Source organism: Phenylobacterium montanum (genome assembly GCF_018135625.1).
GTDB lineage: Bacteria > Pseudomonadota > Alphaproteobacteria > Caulobacterales > Caulobacteraceae > Poindextera > Poindextera montana.
Genome location: NZ_CP073078.1, coordinates 4461384 through 4478246 on the forward strand (window position 1 = coordinate 4461384; position 16863 = coordinate 4478246).

A 16863-nucleotide genomic window follows, 5' to 3' on the forward strand; every position below is an offset into this window, starting at 1 on the left:
AAATACCGGGATTCGTATCAAGCATCAGTTATCGAGGATAAGTATGCGATCGACCGTGATCAATTTACACAGTTGAGCAAAAATTTTGGGCTGGGCGGCGCTTAAATGATTGTCAATCGACATCTGGCGGCGCAACCATGGCCGTCAGCGTTGGGCGGGGGAAATCGCTCAATCGAACAGTGGGCCCAAGAGTCCACGTCCTGGGGTGTTCATGTAGAACTCCCGCAGTCAGTCTGCGGTCCGAGGTCAGGGAAGCATTGTCAACTGCGATACTGCGACGAAGCCCGACAGCCGGAGTCCGCGGCGATCAAGAGACGCGAAGAGAGCGAAACAAGCGTCCTCTACTAGTCTAACCATGTCAGCACAGGGGTTTGGGACATGAAATCAGCGTTGCTCAGCAGCAGCATCATCGCCTTGGCGACCGCCTTGGCCGCGCCGGCCTTGGCGCAGACCGCGCCGGCGCCCGCTGCGGGCGCAGACCAGGCGTCGGCGGAAGTCATCGTCACCGGCACGCGCCAGACCGGCGTCAAGGCCGTGGACAGCCCGGCGCCGATCCAGTTGGTCGGTTCCGCCGCCTTGAAGCGCGTCGGCCAGCCCGACCTGATGCAGGCCCTGTCCCAGAGCCTGCCCTCCTTCAACGCCCAGCAGTACGGCGCCGACACCGCCGCCTTGACCCTCTCGGCCGCCCTGCGCGGCCTGAACCCGAACCAGACCTTGGTGCTGGTCGACGGCAAGCGCCGCCACGGCACCGCCAACCTGCAGGTCGACGGCGGCAGCCCCTATCAGGGCGCGGCGACCACCGACCTGAGCTTCATTCCGGTGGACGCGATCGACCACGTCGAAGTGCTGCAGGACGGCGCCGCCGCCCAGTACGGCTCGGACGCCATCGCCGGGGTGGTGAACTTCATCCTGAAGAAGCAGGACCATGGGGGCATGGTCTCGGGCACCGCCGGTGAATATTACGAAGGGGACGGCGAAACCGCCGCCTGGTCGCTGAACAAGGGCCTCGCCATCGGCGACAAGGGCTTCTTCAACTTCACCGCCGAAGAAAAGGTGCACAGCTTCAGCCGCCAGGGCACCTATGACCGCCGCTTCAACAATCCGGACGGCAGCTTCAAGAACGCCGGCCCCCAACCGATCGACAACACCAACGTACCGTTGACGCCCGGCTATCCCAAGATGAACAACATCTATGGGGACCCCGAGTACCAGATCTACAACGTCATGTATAACGCCGGCTACAACATCACGCCGGACATCCAGCTCTACAGCTTCGGCAGCTACGGTCACCGCACCGACTCCGGCTATGAGAACTATCGCCGCCCCAGCCGGGTGAAAGGCTGCGCCGGCACCCCGGCCGCGCCGGGTGCGCTGGACCCGAACACGCCCGGAAAATGCCTAGATGGTTCAAATGTGATCTATCCGTTCAAGTATGGTTTTAGCCCGCGCGAGAAGTTCCAGGAAGACGACTACTCGTTCACTGGCGGGATCAAGGGCACGACGCTCGGGTGGAACTGGGATGTCTCGTCGACCTACGGCAAGGACCACGACCTGGTCTACACGATCAATTCTGCCAACGCTGAGTTGTATGCCGACCTCCAGTCGATCAACCCGACGCCGATCGCGCCGCAGCGCAACTTCTTCGACGGCTCGTTTGACGCGACCGAGTGGACCAACAACATCGACGTCAGCCGCGACTTCAACCTTGGCCTCCTGGCCTCGCCGTTGAACGTCGCCCTCGGCGGCGAGACCCGGCGCAACACCTTCGCCATCGGAGCCGGCGAGTCCAGTTCCTACTACGGCGGTACCGGGGCCCAGTCTTTCTCGGGTTATTCCCCGCTCAATGCAGGCGGCCACGCGCGCACCAGCTATGCCGGCTATATCGACTTGGCCGCAGACGTGATCAAAGGCCTACACGTTGACCTCGCCGGCCGCTACGAGCACTACAGCGACTTCGGCGACACCACGGTCGGCAAGGTCACGGCGCGTTACGACTTCAACGATATGATCGCCGTCCGCGGCACCATCAGCACCGGTTTCCGGGCGCCGACGCCGCAGGAAGAGTTCTACGAAGGCATCAACGTCTCGCCGTCGTTCATTCAGGGGCAGTTGCCGCCGAACTCGGCCGCGGCCGCGATCGCCGGCTTCCAGCCGCTGCAGCCGGAAACCTCGCATAACTACAGCTTCGGATTCGTGCTGCATCCGGTGCCGCGGATGCAGATCTCGGCGGACTTCTATGAGATCGACATCAAGAGCCGCATCGTCGGGAGCGCGGGTCTCCTGGGCTCCCAATTGGTCGCTTGTCCCAACCCAGATGCGCCGGTGTCCTGCACTGCGGGTTCATCCTATAATGTGATCGTGTCCCAGGCGATCGTGAACGCCCTGGCCTCGATCGGCGCCGTGGCCAACGGGGTCAGCTACACCAGCATCCAGCTGTTCACCAACGGCGCCGACACCCGCACCCGTGGGGCGGAAGTCACCGCGACCTATTCGTCGGACTTCGGCGACATGGGTCACGTCGACTGGTCGGCGGGCTTCAACTACAACGAGACCACCCTGCGGCACATCGCGCCGCTGCCGGCGGTCGACTACAATGCCGACCCGCAGTTCGGCCAGACCGCGCTGCTGCTGCCGACCGCGATCGACGCCCTGACCACGGCGACCCCCAAGTACAAGATCGTGCTGGCGGCCTACTGGACCAAGGGCCCGTGGGCGGTGAACCTGCGCGAGGATGTCTACGGCTCGGTGTCGCAGCGTGAAAGCTATAACGGCGCGGGCACCGGCGCCGGCCTGACCAACGTCAAGGAAGGCGCCCTCGGCATCACCGACCTGGACGTCTCCTACAAGGTGACCAGCAACCTGCGGATCAACATGGGCGCCAACAACCTGTTCGACCAGCGGCCGATCAGCGTGCCGACGGTGGGCGGGCGTCCGGCCGACGGCAACAACGTGTTCGGCGAGCCGATCCAGTTCTCGCCGATCGGCATCAACGGCGGCTACTTCTACGGCCGGGTGACCTACACCTTCTAAAGGTCGGGTCCGGAACTGAGCATGGCGGGCCGGAGGCGACTCCGGCCCGCTTTTCTATGGGATCGGAGCACCCTACGATCCGCCCTATGATCGGACCTTTGCAACATGGCTGACGCCCCGCCCGGCTCCCTCGCCGCCGCTGTCGACCAGGCGGCGCTGAGCCTGGCGCAGGACGCGCCCTCGGCCGAGCGGCAGGCTCGGGCGATCCTGGCCCGGGTCCCGAACGATCCTCGCGCGCTTCTGATCCTGGCCTCGGCGCGGCGGCGGCAGGGGGACGCCGGCGGCGCCCGGACGATCCTGGAGCCCCTGGCCAAGGCCTTTCCCCGGGCGGCCAACACCCATTACGAACTTGGCGCCAGCCTGGCGGACCTGGGCGATCCGGGAGCGAAGCCGGCCCTGCGTCATGCCGTGGGCCTCAATCCCGACCTGGCCGAGGCCTGGCGGACGCTTGGCGACCTCTTGTTCCGCGAGGGCGACCTGCGCGGAGCCGAGGCCGCCTTCGCCGAGCATTCCAGGGCTTCGGTGACCGATCCCGCCCTGAAGACAGCGGCGGCGGCGCTCTATGGCGGGCGCCTTTCAGAGGCCGAGGCGCTGCTGCGCCGCCATATCGCCGACCGGCCGAACGAGCTGGAGCCGTTGCGGCTGCTGGCCGAGACCTATCTGAGGCAAATGCGCCTGGCGGCGGCCGAGGGGCTGCTCGCGCGCTGCCTGGAGCTGGCCCCCGGCCACGACGGCATGCGCTTCAGCTACGCCAGCGCTTTGTTCCGCCAGCAGCGGGCGGCCGAGGCGATGCCGCACGTCGAGCGGCTGATGGCGCGCGACCCGAAGCACCCGGCCTATCGCAATCTCTATGCCGGCTGCCTGGGCCTGATCGGCGAGGACGAGCGGGTGATCGAGGTCACCGAGGCCCTGGCCCGGGACTATGCCGGCCAGCCGCATGTCTGGCTCAGCTACGGCCACGCGCTGCGCGCCGTGGGCCGCCAGGACGAGGCGGTCGCGGCCTATCGCAAGGCCATCTCCATGGCCCCGGGGCTGGGCGACGCCTATTGGAGCCTGGCCAACCTGAAGGTGGCCTCGTTCGGGGCCGGCGACGAGGCGGCGATCGCTGCGCAGCTCGGGCGCGGCGACCTGGCCGCGGAGGATCGGCTGCACCTGCACTATGCGCTCGGCAAGGCGCTGGAGGACCGCAAGGACTTTGCCGGCTCGTTCGCGCACTACGCCCAGGGCGCGGCGATCCGCAAGGCCGAGGCGCCCTACGACGCGGCGGCGGTGACAGCCCTGGCGGACCGGTCGCAGGCCGTGCTGACCGCTGGCTTCTTCGCCGCCCGGGCAGGCGGCGGGGCGCCGTCGCAGGCCCCGATCTTCATCGTCGGCCTGCCGCGCTCGGGCTCGACCCTGGTCGAGCAGATCCTGGCCAGCCACTCGGCGGTCGAGGGCACCATGGAGCTTCCTTACGTCGAGCACCTGGCCTTCGAGCTCGCCGGGGTCGGGCGGGCCGAGCCGGGGCGGCCCTATCCGGATTGCCTGGAGGCGCTGGCGCCGGCGCGCCTGGCCGAGCTCGGCGAGCGCTACCTGTCGCAGACCCTGGTCCACCGCAAGCTCGGCCGGCCGATGTTCGTCGACAAGATGCCGAACAATTTCCAGCACATCGGCCTGATCCAGCTGATGCTGCCGAACGCCAGGATCATCGACGCGCGCCGCCATCCGCTGGGGACCTGTTTCTCCTGCTTCAAGCAGCACTTCGCCGAGGGCCAGACCTTCACCTACGACCTGACCGACCTCGGCCGCTACTACCGCGACTATGTGCGGCTGATGGACCACTTCGACCAGGTCCTGCCGGGGCGGGTGCATCGGGTGATCTACGAGGACATGGTCGAGAACACCGAGGCCGAGATCCGCCGGCTCCTGGACTATTGCGGCCTGGAATTCGAGGCGCCATGCCTGAGGTTCTGGGAGACCGACCGCTCGGTGCGCACGGTCAGCTCCGAACAGGTGCGCCGGCCGATCTATCGCGGGGGGCTGGACCAGTGGCGCGCGTACGAGCCGTGGCTGGGGCCGCTGAAGGCGGCGCTGGGGCCGGTGCTGGAGGATTGGCGAGGCCGCCCCAAAACGAAACCCGCCTCGGCTGAGCGAACAGCGGAGGTGAACCAGGTTCGCCAAGCGCCGTTGTCACAGGCATGACCCTCCGCCGCCCCCTTGTCCCCCTCGCAGTGGTCGCCGTGACCGCCGTCGCATTGGGCGCATGCGCCGTTGCGACGCGCGGGCGCGTCGGCAACCGGTCTGTCCCCGAACCCGCCAAGACCGTCGATCTCAATCGCTACGTCGGGCTCTGGTATGAGATCGGCCGCTACGAGAACTGGTTTGAGCGCGGCTGCGAGGCTGTCACCGCCGAATATCGCGTCCGGGACAGCGGCGCCGTGCAGGTCATCAACCGCTGCCGCAGAGGCGACCCCAACGGCCCGACCAAGATCGCCGAGGGCCGGGCCAAGGTCGTGGCGGGCAGCGGGAACGCCAAGCTGAAGGTATCCTTCTTTGGTCCGTTCTATTTTGGCGACTACTGGGTTCTCGACCACGATCCCGACTATGCGTGGTCGATCGTGGGCGAACCGTCCGGCCGCTACCTCTGGCTCCTGAGCCGCACGGCCGAGCCGTCGGTGGAGACCCGCCAGATCATCGACGCGCGCGCTCGGGAGCTGGGTTACGACATGAGCCTGGTTCGGCCGACACAGCACTGATCGGTGGTGGCGACGGCCCCTGCTCCGTCCCGCCCTTCGCGGCCATGGCCGCTCGGGAGAAATCCAGCCGAGCGTCCGCCACCAAGGAATCTGCGGGCTTTTTGACGAGCTGCGACCAGCCAATTGAACGGCGAGTTTCGGCGCGGGACCAGGCGGCGGAGCGACTGAAAACGTCAGCGCGGAGTGACGGCTCGCTCGGTTTTGCGATCGGGTCGGCCTCTATGCACGCCGTAGTCGGCCAGCGCTCTTACAAGATCCGCCGGCACGACGGGCTTCAACACCAGTCCGTCGAATAGCCTCGCCCAATCCGCAGGCGCATCGCCGACAATGTCGGCCGTGAACCCAATAATCGGGGTGGAGGCGTTGGGCCCGGGCATCGCGCGTATGATCTTGGTCGCCATCGGACCGTCGATTTCGGGCATCCGTACATCCATCAGAATGATGTCGAAGCCATCGGCCCGCGCGAGACTGACCGCTTCGGGGCCCCCGGCCGCCTCTGTCACGACCACGCCAAGCGGCTCGACTATGGAGCGCACCAGTTCCCGGTTCGCCAGCTCGTCGTCGACAACCAAGAGACGAAGTCCTCGAATGACATCCGGCTGGGGAACCGCTTCCTTCGCATCGCCGAACTCGATGGGCTCAAGCGCGACCGGTGCGGGAATCTCGACCCAGAAGCAGCTTCCTTCGCCCGGGGCGCTCATCACACCGACCTTGCCGTGCATCGCTTCCGCGAGACCTTTGCAGATCGCAAGGCCCAGGCCGGTGCCGCCAAAGCTTCGGTTGGTGGAGGCGTCCACCTGCGAAAAGCGCTTGAACAGGCGGTCCTGCCGATCTCTGGGAATGCCGGGGCCAGTGTCGATGATCTCGTAACGAAGACGCTGATCCTGGTTCCGGAACTCGCAGCGCACCTGGACGCCACCCCTTGCGGTGAACTTCACCGCGTTGCCGATGAGGTTCATCAGGATCTGGCGAACGCGGGTGTCGTCAGCGAGCACCCGCGCTGGTGCGCCGACCGCCTCGAACCGATGGGCGAGGCCCTTCTTCGCCATATCGAGTTCGAACATCTCCAGGGCGCGCAACCCGAGCGCAGCCGGATCGATGGGCCGCGGTTCGATCTCCACCTGGCCGGCCTCCAGTTTCGAAAAATCGAGCACGTCATTGACGGTCGTAAGTAGCGCCGAGCTCGCCTGCTGAATTCGGCTTACGTACTTGGTCTGCATGTCCGAAAGGCCGCCCTGCTTGGCCAGCAGATCGGCAAAGCCGATGATGGCGGTCAGCGGATTGCGCAGTTCGTGGCTGATGTTGGACAGGAACATGCTCTTCGCCGCGGCTGCGGCCTCGGCCTCGTCGCGGGCTTGGTTCAACGCAATGTTGGCTTCCTTCAGGCGCTCTTCGGCCTCCTTGAGCGGGCTGACATCGGTGACCATGGCATAAAATCCCAGCACCCGGCCGCGCCTGTCGATATCCGGTATGTACTGCGCCCAGGTATGGCCGACCTCGCCGGAGGTCTTGTACAAAGTCCGCTCAAAGCCTTGCCGCTGACCGGCCAGCGCGCCGCGGATGAAAGGCTCGTTCTTCGCAAACAGCTCTTGTCCCATCAGGTCCTGGATCGAGATGCCGATCATCTCGTCGGCTGAACGTCCAAACCACTCCAGGTACTTCTCATTGGCGAACCGGCATTTCAGCTCGCTGTCCCAGTAGGCGATCATCGCCGGGACGTGATTGATGACAGTGCGCGTCAAGCGCTCGACGGTTTTCTTCCTCATTGAGCCCACCGGAACCGCCTTTTTGGCTTGGTCGGGCCAAGACGCCGCTCAGCAAACCAGACCGTAACGGCGCGTCGGATCAAGCTAGAGGCAAGGTTGCTGCCCCACTACCGGGCGCCGCGACGGCTGGCGATGTTCACAGTCAGACGCGCGACCGCCGTCCTAGGCGTTGACGTATGTCAAGGTAGTTGAAGCCTCGGGAAGAAAGCGGGCCGGGCAGAGCTTTTGCGATTCAGCTCGGCCAGAAACTCCTCCGGATGGAGCGGGAGGGGCTCGCCGCGCACACGGCTTCAGGCTTGACGAATCCCTGGAAGAATGTTCCTATTTGTCACATAATGCATCAGCCCGAACCCTCCGATTTCGACGACGCCCGCGCGGCGGACCCCGTGTCCACCGCGGCGATGGCGCGTGGGGTGGCGGAGCGGCAGGTGGCGTTTCTGGATCGGCTGGCGGAAGCCGGGACGCGGATGGCCGAGGCCCTGGCGCAGAGGACGGTCGAGGAGGCGGCTGGCGGCGCGGATGTCGAGGGGCTGGACCGGGCGTTCCAGAAGGTCACCCGGGCGGTGCGGCTGACGCTGGCCTTGCAGACCAAGGCAGTCAAGGACCTGGCGGCGCTGGAGGCTGGGTGCGTTCGCGTCACGGAGGCGGCGCCGCAGGAAGACCCGCTGGATAAGCGTCGGCGAAGGATCGCGCGGATCGTGAACCGGGTGGTGGCCGACGACGAGGCTACGGCCTGGAAGGCTGAGCGGCTCTGCGGGCGGGTCTGGGAGCGGCTTTCCGACGAAGACATCTATGGGGATGTGCTCACGAGGCCCATGGGCGTGGTGATCGAGATGATCTGCCGGGATCTGGAGATCCCGGTGAACTGGGTGCATCTGGCCCGGGAGGCCTGGGCGGTTCAGGAGATGGCCGGCGGCGACGAGACCTCGCCATTCGTGGCGTCGGATGGGGCCTATTTGCGGTGGTTTCGGCCGCCGCCGATGGCCGGCGCGCCTTGATTTTCCACTCCCTACCCAAAACTTCGTCATCCCGGCCGGAGCGTAGCGTAGAGCCGGGACCCAGCCGCACTGGCCTCGACGCTGCTGCTATCGCGCGTCAAGAGCGGGGGTGCTGGGTCCCGGCTCTCCAGCCCGCTGCGCGGGCCTCCGGCCGGGATGACGGGGTTGGGTGTGCGGGGAGGGCCTGGGTCCCCTAAAAAATCACCTTCTCCTCGCCCCACCAGAGCGGGGAGCGGCTGTGGTCGATGAACTTGCGCTCGTCTTCCAAAAGCAGGCGGCCGGCTTCGGCCGCCGCGGCGTCGTGCTGGCCGGCCATGTCTTCGAAACTGTCCCACCAGAGCTGGGCGACGCCGTCGAAGTCGTCAGGTGCGTGGCGGCTGATGCGGATGCCTTCCGAAACCTCGGCCGGCAGGCTGTGTAGCTGGACATAGCGGCGGATTCGCAGGGGCTCCCTCACGCTCGCCACCAGGGGTGCGTGATGGTCGAACCAGTAGGCCTGGAACGCCTCGCGGGTCAGGTGGGGCAGGCGCACCAGGGCGAAGGTCAGCTTGATCACGGCGGTGTCCTTACGTCAGCGCAGACAGGGGCGTGGAGTTGGGGCTAGCCTGAACACAATCACTGGAAAAGGCCAAGCGGAGGGACTGCCATGGAACGGCTTGCGGGCAAGGTCGCCATCGTCACCGGAGCCGCCTCGGGCATAGGCCGCGCCAGCGCCGAGCTGTTCGCCGCCGAGGGCGCCCATGTGCTGGCGGTGGACAGGCCGGGGGCGGCGCTGGCGTTCGAGGATGCGCGCATCCGCGTCCTGGACCAGGACATCGCCGCCGACGAGGCGCCGGCCGTGATCGTCGAGGCGGCGCTGGAGGCGTTCGGGCGGCTGGACGTGCTCTACAACAACGCCGGGGTGTCGGGCTCGGTGCTGGTCTCCGAGCTGAGCGATGCGGAGTGGGACCGGGTGCAGGCGGTCAACCTGCGCGCCGGCTTTCGCTTGTGCCGGCAGGCGATCCCGCATCTGGTTGCGGCGCCGCACGGGCGCATCATCGCCACCGCCAGCGTGATGGCCGAGGGGACCGACTATGGCCTGGCGGCCTATTGCGCGTCCAAGGCCGGGGTGCTGGGGCTGATCCGCACCCTGGCGCTGGAGCTGGGCAAGCACGGGGTGACCGCCAACGCCATCCTGCCGGGCGCGATCCAGACCGGCATGACCGCGGCCAGTTTCGCCAACCCGCACCACGCCGAGGTCTGGGCCAAGAAGTCGGTGCTGCGCCGCCTGGGCCAGCCGATCGACATCGCCCGGGTGGCCCTGTTCCTGGCCAGCGAGGAGTCGGGGTTCGTTACGGGCCAGGCGATCGCGGTCGATGGGGGGCTGACGCTGAGGGTTTGAGGCTGGTGCGTGGTTCGAGACGCCCGCTGGCGCGGGCTCCTCACCATGACGCGGTTTGTGGATCACAAGAACTAGTCATGGTGAGGAGCGGACCATCAGGTCCGCGTCTCGAACCACGCACCCCTATTTCAACCCCTGCAACCACGTCACCACCGCCGCTTCGAGCGCGATGCGGTGATCCTGGAAGCTGTGGTCGCTGGGGAAGGTGATGTCGGTGACCTGGCCGCCGGCGGCGGTGACCGCCTGGGCCAGCTTGTGGTTTTCGGGGCCGAGGGCCTGGGCGGCGCCGATCACCAGCAGGGGGCGTTTGGTCAGCTGACCGGCCCAGGCCTGGTAGTTCCATTCGGCGCGGTGGGCGGTGACTTCTTCGACGATGCTGGCCGGGGTGGCGCCGGCCAGGGAATTGCCGAAGTCGTTGAAGCGCTGGGGCGCGGCGGCGGCGCGCTGGTCGGGGGTCAGGTGGGAGAACTGCTCGCCGGTGGCGCCGGCGTTCCAGGCGTCGATCAGGATCACGCCCAGAAGGTCGGGGTCGTGGCGGGCGTGGGAGGCGGTAGCGAAGCCGCCCATGCTGTGGCCGCCCAGCACGATCCGTTTGGTGTCGATGTCGAACTTGGCGGCGATGTCCGGCTGGCGGACGAAGGCCAGGGCAGCGTCGGCGTCCTCCTGCACATGGGTGATGGAGAACACCCCCGGGCTGCCCCAGGCGCCGCGATAGTGCAGGGTCAGGACGTTCCACCCCGCCCGGCGTACCGCCTGGGCCAGGTCCAGGTTCTGCTCGTTGCCGGGAATGCCGTGCAGCAGCACCAGGGTCGGGTGCGGCCCCGGCCCGCCGGCCAGGTAGATGAGGGCGTTCATGCCCTGGCCGTCCGAGGGGATCAGCACCTCGGACGAGCGCGGCGGCGGGGTCTGGGGCGCGGGGTCGCTGATCACGGCGGCCGGGACTGTCTGGGCCAGGGCCGGCGGGGCGCCGCCGAGCAAGGCCAGGGCGGCGAGGGCAAGGACAGGCTTCATGCGGGTCGGGTTCCTGGGGTCAGGGCGCTGGGGTCAGGTGGATCACCCGCTCGGTCGCGGCCTCGACCGCCGGGCGGGTGAACAGGAGCGGGATGAAGCTTCCTCCGGCCCATAGGGGGAACAGGTCGCGATAGTGCGGGTCGAAGGGATCGCCAGATTGCCCGGCGCCGTTGATGGCCATGCTGTTGTCCCAGGCGCCCACGTCCATGTCGAGGCGGGTGGTCGCGCCCGAGGCGGCGTTGAAGCTGTCCTTGGTGTAGCTGGAGGCGGCGGGGGTCGAGGCGCCGCCGCGCACTTCCAGCGGGCCGACGCTCATCTGGGCTCGGGTCGCCGGGTCGGCGAGGATGGCGACCGACGGCGCCCATTCGGCATGGTGCAGCCGGCCCCAGCTCCAGGTCGCCGGGTTGGGGCCGAGGCGGGCGGAGACGTCGGTGACGGCGGCCTTCAGGCTCTCCAGCAGGATGGCGTCGCGGGCGGCCTTGGGGTCCGCGCCCAGGGCCGGGTCGGCGGTCTCCAGGGCCTCGGTCACCGACTCCAGGCTGCCGCCGCCCATCAAGGGACGGGCCGGGGCGGGCAGGGCGTGCTCGGCCAGGGCGGCGCCCAGGTGGCGGGTGCTCCAGACCTCGTAGAGGGCGGCCGCTGGGCTGTGGATGCTTTCATGCCCGTCCCAGGCGGTCAGCAGGCTGAGCGCCTGCGCCACCTGCGGGTCGTCGCTGTGCAGGGGCTTCAGGAGCGCGGTCAGGCGCAGGCCGACGGTGCTGAAGTCGTCCATCTGCAGGGCCATGGAGTCGGCCAGGCTGACATGGCCGTTGGCGCCCAGGACGGAGTCGATGCGCTGGATGCGCGAAGGGTCGGACCATTCGAAGGCGACCTTGCGCTCCTTGTACGGATAGTCCGCCGGCAGGTTGATGGCGTTGGCCGAGGCGAACCAGCCCTCGGGCGGGTCATAGACGTGCGGCAGCTGGTCGAGGGTCAAAAACCCCTTCCACTCGTAGCGGCCGTCGCCGGGCACGGGCAGGAGGCCGTCCCAGTTCGGCCGGATCGGCGAGCGGCCCACCGCCTGCCAGCCGATGTGGCCGGCCGTGTCGGCGAAGATCATGTTCTCGGACGGCGTGCCCCAATGGGTCATGGCGGCGCGGAAGCTGGTCCAGTCCGAGGCCGAGAGCAGCTCGGAGGTGCCGAAGTAGCCGGCCGTTCCGGGTTCGGACCAGTTGGTCCTGAGGGCGAAAGCCTTGTGATGGGCTTCGTCGACATAGATCACCGGCCCGTGGCGGGTGAAGTCGAGCTCGATCTCACGCGGCGCCTGGCCCTTGACCTCCAGGCTTTGCCGCACCACCTGCATCGGCTCCCAGCGGCCCTGGTAGCGATACTGGTGCGGGTCGGCCGGGTTCAGGTCGTAGACGTAGAGATCCTGCTGGTCGATGGCGAAGATGGTCAGGCCGAAGGCGATCTTGTCGTTGTGGCCGATGATCACGCCGGGCTGGGCCGGCTCGCCGGCGCCGATCACGTCGAGACCCGGGGCGTTCAGTTGCACGAGGTAGCGGATCGACGGGATTCCCAACCCCCGGTGCGGGTCGTTGGCCAGGATCGGGCGGCCGGTGGCGGTGCGCGAGGGCGCGATGGTCCAGTTGTTGGAACCCTCCTCCGGCGGCGGGGTGGTGATCCAGGCGAGCTGCTTCTGTTCGGGCTGGAAGGCGACTTCCTTGGTGGCCAGCTGGTAGTCGTGCAGCACGTCCGCAGGCACGTCGCATGGGTCCAGGCCCTTGGGCGTCTCCACCGTCCAGGGCGGTTCGATCTTCTGGCGCAGATGGTCGGCGGCAAGGCCGGCCAGGCAGGCCATGCGGGCGCGGGCGACCTCGGTGGTGATGTTGCCGGTCAGGGCGTGGCTGCGGATCCTGACCACGTCCTCGGCCGCCCAGTCGTCGGGCTGGCTGTGGGTGATCTGGAACTCGACCGGCAGGGCCGCCTTGCCGGCGCGGACGGCGGCGACATAGGCGTTGATCCCGGCGACGAAGGCCCCGGTGCGCGACTGGGCCCGCGGGCCATAGGCCGCCCATTCCGCCGCCATGTCGCCGCGATAGAGGAACAGGCGCGCGGCGCGGTCTTCCTCGGCGAAGCCAGGGCCGAAGCTCTTGGACAGCAGGCCCAGGCCGCGCTTGCGCCAGAGGTCCATCTGCCAGAGCCGGTCGCGGGCGGCGTTCCAGCCCTGGAGGAAGAAGGCGTCGTGATCGTCGCCGGCATAGATGTGCGGCACGCCCCAGCGGTCGACCAGGATGTCGGCCGTCTGGTCCAGGCCAGGGACGGCGAGCTGATCCTGCCGCGCCGAGCCTGGCGTCGCCGCGCCGGCCTGGGCCGCCGCCATCGCCCAGACGGCGGCCAGCGCCGCCATGCCGATCCGCCTCATATTGGCCTCCCCTTTTGGGAGAGCAGCCTAGAAGCTTCGCCAGGAATGGGAAGAGCGGCGCCGATTGACCCAGATCAGGGACAGCTTGCGCAGGCGGGTCCAGGTTTGCGCAAAAGCGGAGGGCGTCGTGACGTCAGAGGCCATGCTGTTGGAACAGGTCGCCTTCGAGCCTGCGACCTTCACCCGGATCGGCGAGGATGTGTTGGCGACGATCAGCCTGACGCTGGACAACCATGTGGACGAGGTCTGGGCGGCCCTGACCGAGGCCGAACGCCTGCCCCAGTGGCTGGCGCCGGGCCAGATCGAGCCGCGCGAAGGCGGGGCCGCCCGCCTGGATTTCGCCGACAGCGGCACGGTGATCGACAGCGAGGTCACGCTCTGGCGACCGCTGCACGAGCTGGAATATTCCTGGAGCCAGCCCGGAGAGCCCCGGCGGCCGATCCGCTGGAGCCTGGAGCCGATCGGCCCCGAGACCCGGCTGGAGCTGAACGTGACGACGCCTGCGAGCGAGGATGCGGCCCGGGCGGCCGCCGGTTGGGCGGCGCATCTGGAGATGCTGGCCGCCAGCCTGGCCGGGGCGCCGATCAGGTTTCCGTTCGAAGTGTTCAAGGCCGCGAGAGAGGCCTACCGGACGCAGCTGGCCGGGTGAGCGGCGGCTGCGTCCGGACCTTGGCCGGCGGTGCGGCGCATCGCGCCTTGACAGGTAACGTTGATATCAACATAGGAGATTCATGCTCAAGCAAGCGCCGGCTCCTTGCGTCTCGTTCGACACCACCCACGAGGTGCGCGACGCCTGCCTTTGCCTGCACGTGCAGCGGGCCGCGCGGCGGCTGGCGCGGCGGTTCGACGACGCCTTCCGGCCCGTCGGCCTGACCAGCGGCCAGTTCTCGCTGCTGATGGGGCTGAACCGGCCTGAGCCGGCCAGCATCGGCTCGCTGGCGGGGCTCTTGGCCATGGACCGCACCACCCTGACCGCCGCGGTCAAGCCGCTGGAGCGCCGTGGCCTGCTCGAGGTCCATATCGATCCCAAGGACCGCCGCAGCCGCCTTCTGACCCTCACCCCCGACGGCATGGCCGTCCTGGCCGAGGCCGAGCCGATCTGGCGGCGCACCCACGCCGCGGTCGAGAGCCAATTGCCGGCGGGGGAGGTTCCGCGTCTGCGGGCAGGGTTGGCGGCGCTGGCCTGACACCCCAGATAGCGACTGTCCATTCCGACCGGCGCGGCGTGTTCCGCGCCTTCATTCGCCACGGGGCTCGAATTCATGGATCAAGCCGCGCCCTATCACGCGCACATCTACTATGTGGACGATCAGCGCGACGCCGCCCTGGCGCTGCGCGAGACCTTGCGGGGGTTTGGGGGCGAGGGCGGCCGGGCCCTGGTGCTGATGGCCGGCGCCCTGCGCGACGGGCCGGTCGGGCCGCACCCGATCTCGCAGTTTGAGATCCACTTTCTGGCGCGCGACCTCGGGGCGATCCGCCCGGTGCTCGAGGCCAGCGGCCTCAAGGTGCTGGTCCACCCCCTGACCCACGACGACCTCGCCGACCACACCACGCTGGGCGACTGGATCGGCCAGCCGCTGGCCCTGGACGTCAGCGTCCTGGACCCGCCCGGCGAGAACAAGGGCCTGGCGCGGTTCGGCGTCGAGGACTTCTGAGCGCTGGCCTCAGAGGCCCAGCACGGCCTTGGCCATGATATTGCGCTGGATCTCGTTGGTCCCGGCATAGATAGAGCCGGCCCGATCGTTCAGGTACTTGGCCATCACCGTCCAGCTGTGCTCAGGGCCGGCGGCGAAGTTGTCGCCGGGCGGTGTGAAGCCTGGAACAGGGCCGCCGGGACTGGTCCGGTGCGGCTGGAACGGGGCGATGAAATGGGCCGCCGCCTCGATCGCCAGTTCGGTCAGCTTCTGGCTGAGTTCTGTCGCGACCGTCTTCAGCATGGAGGATTCCGGCCCGGGCGCGGCGCCCTGGGACAGGCTGGCCATCAGCCTGAGCTCGACCCCTTCCAGGGCCGCGATCTCGACGCCGGCCTGGGCCAGCTTGGCGCGGAAGGCAGGATCGTCGATCAGCCGACCACCGGCCCCGTCGCTCTCGCTCGAGGCCATGGCGCGGATCTTGTTCAGCCGGCCGGAAAGGCCCGGCGAGGCGGCATGGCCGCCGCGCTCGAACTGCATCAGGTACTTGGCCACAGTCCAGCCGTCGCCGACCTGGCCCACCACATTGGCCTTAGGGACCCGCACGTCGGTGAAGAACACCTCGTTCTGCACGTGCTCGCCCGACAGGGAGACGATCGGCCGGACCTCGACCCCCGGGGTTTTCATGTCGATCAGGATGAAGGTGATGCCGCGCTGGCGGATCTCCTCCCTGGAGGTCCGGACCAGGCAGAAGATCCAGTTGGCGTAGTTGGCGTGGGTGATCCAGATCTTGTGCCCGTTGCAGACGAAGTCGTCGCCGTCGGCCACCGCGCTCATCTGCAGCGAGGCGAGGTCCGAGCCCGAGCCCGGCTCGGAATAGCCCTGGCACCAGTAGTCCTCGGCGCTCAGCATCCTGGGCAGGTAATGGGCCTTCTGCTCAGGGGTCCCGTAGCCGATCAGCACCGGCCCGCACATGCCGATGCCCATGGGCGACTGCGGCGGGGCGCCGGCGGCGGAAAGCTCGCTGGAGAAGATGTAGTGCTGCACCACCGACCAGTCGCAGCCGCCGTACTCGACCGGCCAAGCCGGGGCGCCCCAGCCCTGGGCGTTGAGGATCTTCTGCCAGGCCACGCCCACCGGGCCGTCGCCATAGACGCTGGTCAGGCCCTTGCCGACCTTCATCAGATCCGGCGTCAGCTTTTCCGCGAGGAAGTCGCGCACCTCCTCGCGAAATCGCCGGTCGGTGTCGCTCCAGGCCAGGTCCATGAGGTCCGCTCCCGTGTTCGCCGCCATCAGGGCGCAAGGCGCGGGCGGGCGCAATCCCGTCACGCAAGGGCAAGGGGCGGAGTTTTTCTGAAGCTTCAGCGGTCGTCGAGCTGGGCCAGGGGCAGGGCGGTTGAGTCCTTCAGGGTCTCCAGGACGAAGCTGGAGCGGACATCCTTGACCCCCGGCATCTTCAAAAGACGTTTCATGGTGAACTCGGCATAGGCGTCGAGGTTCGGCACCACCACCTTCAAGAGGTAGTCGAACGCCCCGGTCATCGCCTGGCAGGTGACCACCGCCGGGTCGCGCAGGATGGCGTTGCGGAAGGCGTCGGCCACCGTGTCGTTGTGCCGGTCCACCTGGACCTCGACAAAAGCCACCACGTCCAGACCCAGCTTGCGCCGGTCGAGCAGGGCCACATAGCCCGAGATCACCCCGTCGGCCTCCAGCGCCTTGACCCGGCGCAGGCACGGGCTGGGCGACAGGCCGACACGGGCGGCGAGGTCGACATTGGACAGTTGCCCCTCGACCTGGAGGGTTTCCAGGATACGTCGGTCGGTGCGGGACAGCCTCTGCAACATCGTGCCCTCATTTGCGCGGCTCGCGCCATGTTGCGTCAACTATTCCAGAAATCGCGACCATTT

Annotated in this window: 14 protein-coding genes; 8 read left to right on the forward strand and 6 right to left on the reverse strand. The window is 67.9% G+C overall.

Translation table 11 applies throughout. The features are described from left to right. Window positions 1–378 precede the first annotated feature (378 nt). From KCG34_RS20340 to KCG34_RS20350, 3 genes are all read left to right on the forward strand, one after another. On the forward strand, window positions 379–3030 hold the full coding sequence (locus KCG34_RS20340) for a TonB-dependent receptor plug domain-containing protein (RefSeq protein WP_211937427.1): 2652 nt from the start codon (window positions 379–381) through the stop codon (window positions 3028–3030). 105 nt (window positions 3031–3135) lie between these two features. Beyond that, window positions 3136–5211 carry a tetratricopeptide repeat-containing sulfotransferase family protein gene (locus KCG34_RS20345; protein ID WP_211937428.1) on the forward strand — a complete coding sequence of 692 codons (2076 nt, stop codon included), beginning with the start codon at window positions 3136–3138 and terminating at the stop codon, window positions 5209–5211. Window positions 5212–5249: 38 nt separating this feature from the next. Next, on the forward strand, window positions 5250–5765 hold the full coding sequence (locus tag KCG34_RS20350; RefSeq protein WP_367576010.1) for a lipocalin family protein: 516 nt from the start codon (window positions 5250–5252) through the stop codon (window positions 5763–5765). A 173-nt stretch (window positions 5766–5938) separates the two neighbouring features. On the opposite strand, the gene KCG34_RS20355 is transcribed toward KCG34_RS20350, so the two are convergent. Next, window positions 5939–7531, reverse strand: a complete 1593-nt coding sequence (locus KCG34_RS20355; RefSeq protein WP_211937430.1) for a hybrid sensor histidine kinase/response regulator — start codon at window positions 7529–7531, stop codon at window positions 5939–5941. A 335-nt stretch (window positions 7532–7866) separates the two neighbouring features. Here KCG34_RS20355 and KCG34_RS20360 point away from each other — a divergent pair, with 335 nt between their 5' ends. Continuing rightward, window positions 7867–8529: a hypothetical protein gene (locus tag KCG34_RS20360; RefSeq protein ID WP_211937431.1), complete on the forward strand. Its 663-nt coding sequence runs from the start codon at window positions 7867–7869 to the stop codon at window positions 8527–8529. 193 nt (window positions 8530–8722) lie between these two features. Here the strand turns inward: KCG34_RS20360 and KCG34_RS20365 are convergent, their stop codons facing one another. Continuing rightward, on the reverse strand, window positions 8723–9085 hold the full coding sequence (locus tag KCG34_RS20365) for an EthD domain-containing protein (protein WP_211937432.1): 363 nt from the start codon (window positions 9083–9085) through the stop codon (window positions 8723–8725). A gap of 90 nt (window positions 9086–9175) precedes the next feature. Between KCG34_RS20365 and KCG34_RS20370 the strand changes: the two genes are divergently transcribed. Continuing rightward, window positions 9176–9910, forward strand: a complete 735-nt coding sequence (locus tag KCG34_RS20370; protein ID WP_211937433.1) for an SDR family NAD(P)-dependent oxidoreductase — start codon at window positions 9176–9178, stop codon at window positions 9908–9910. A gap of 123 nt (window positions 9911–10033) precedes the next feature. Here KCG34_RS20370 and KCG34_RS20375 read toward each other — a convergent pair whose 3' ends face one another. Both KCG34_RS20375 and KCG34_RS20380 read right to left on the reverse strand, forming a co-directional pair. Further along, entirely contained in the window at window positions 10034–10921 is an 888-nt protein-coding gene (locus KCG34_RS20375; RefSeq protein ID WP_211937434.1) for an alpha/beta hydrolase family protein, read from the reverse strand. Window positions 10922–10940: 19 nt separating this feature from the next. Then, window positions 10941–13325 carry a penicillin acylase family protein gene (locus KCG34_RS20380; protein WP_211937435.1) on the reverse strand — a complete coding sequence of 795 codons (2385 nt, stop codon included), beginning with the start codon at window positions 13323–13325 and terminating at the stop codon, window positions 10941–10943. A gap of 127 nt (window positions 13326–13452) precedes the next feature. Between KCG34_RS20380 and KCG34_RS20385 the strand changes: the two genes are divergently transcribed. The 3 genes from KCG34_RS20385 (at window position 13453) to KCG34_RS20395 (ending at window position 14980) form a co-directional block, all read left to right on the forward strand. Next, window positions 13453–13974 carry an SRPBCC domain-containing protein gene (locus KCG34_RS20385; RefSeq protein ID WP_211937436.1) on the forward strand — a complete coding sequence of 174 codons (522 nt, stop codon included), beginning with the start codon at window positions 13453–13455 and terminating at the stop codon, window positions 13972–13974. 82 nt (window positions 13975–14056) lie between these two features. Then, entirely contained in the window at window positions 14057–14512 is a 456-nt protein-coding gene (locus tag KCG34_RS20390) for a MarR family winged helix-turn-helix transcriptional regulator (protein ID WP_211937437.1), read from the forward strand. A gap of 75 nt (window positions 14513–14587) precedes the next feature. Next, window positions 14588–14980 carry a DOPA 4,5-dioxygenase family protein gene (locus KCG34_RS20395; RefSeq protein WP_211937438.1) on the forward strand — a complete coding sequence of 131 codons (393 nt, stop codon included), beginning with the start codon at window positions 14588–14590 and terminating at the stop codon, window positions 14978–14980. Window positions 14981–14989: 9 nt separating this feature from the next. On the opposite strand, the gene KCG34_RS20400 is transcribed toward KCG34_RS20395, so the two are convergent. Both KCG34_RS20400 and KCG34_RS20405 read right to left on the reverse strand, forming a co-directional pair. Then, window positions 14990–16222 (reverse strand): acyl-CoA dehydrogenase family protein, encoded by a 1233-nt coding sequence (locus KCG34_RS20400; RefSeq protein ID WP_211937439.1) that lies wholly within the window; start codon window positions 16220–16222, stop codon window positions 14990–14992. Between the two features lie 95 nt (window positions 16223–16317). Then, window positions 16318–16800, reverse strand: a complete 483-nt coding sequence (locus tag KCG34_RS20405) for an Lrp/AsnC family transcriptional regulator (RefSeq protein ID WP_211937440.1) — start codon at window positions 16798–16800, stop codon at window positions 16318–16320. Between the last annotated feature and the right edge of the window lie 63 nt (window positions 16801–16863).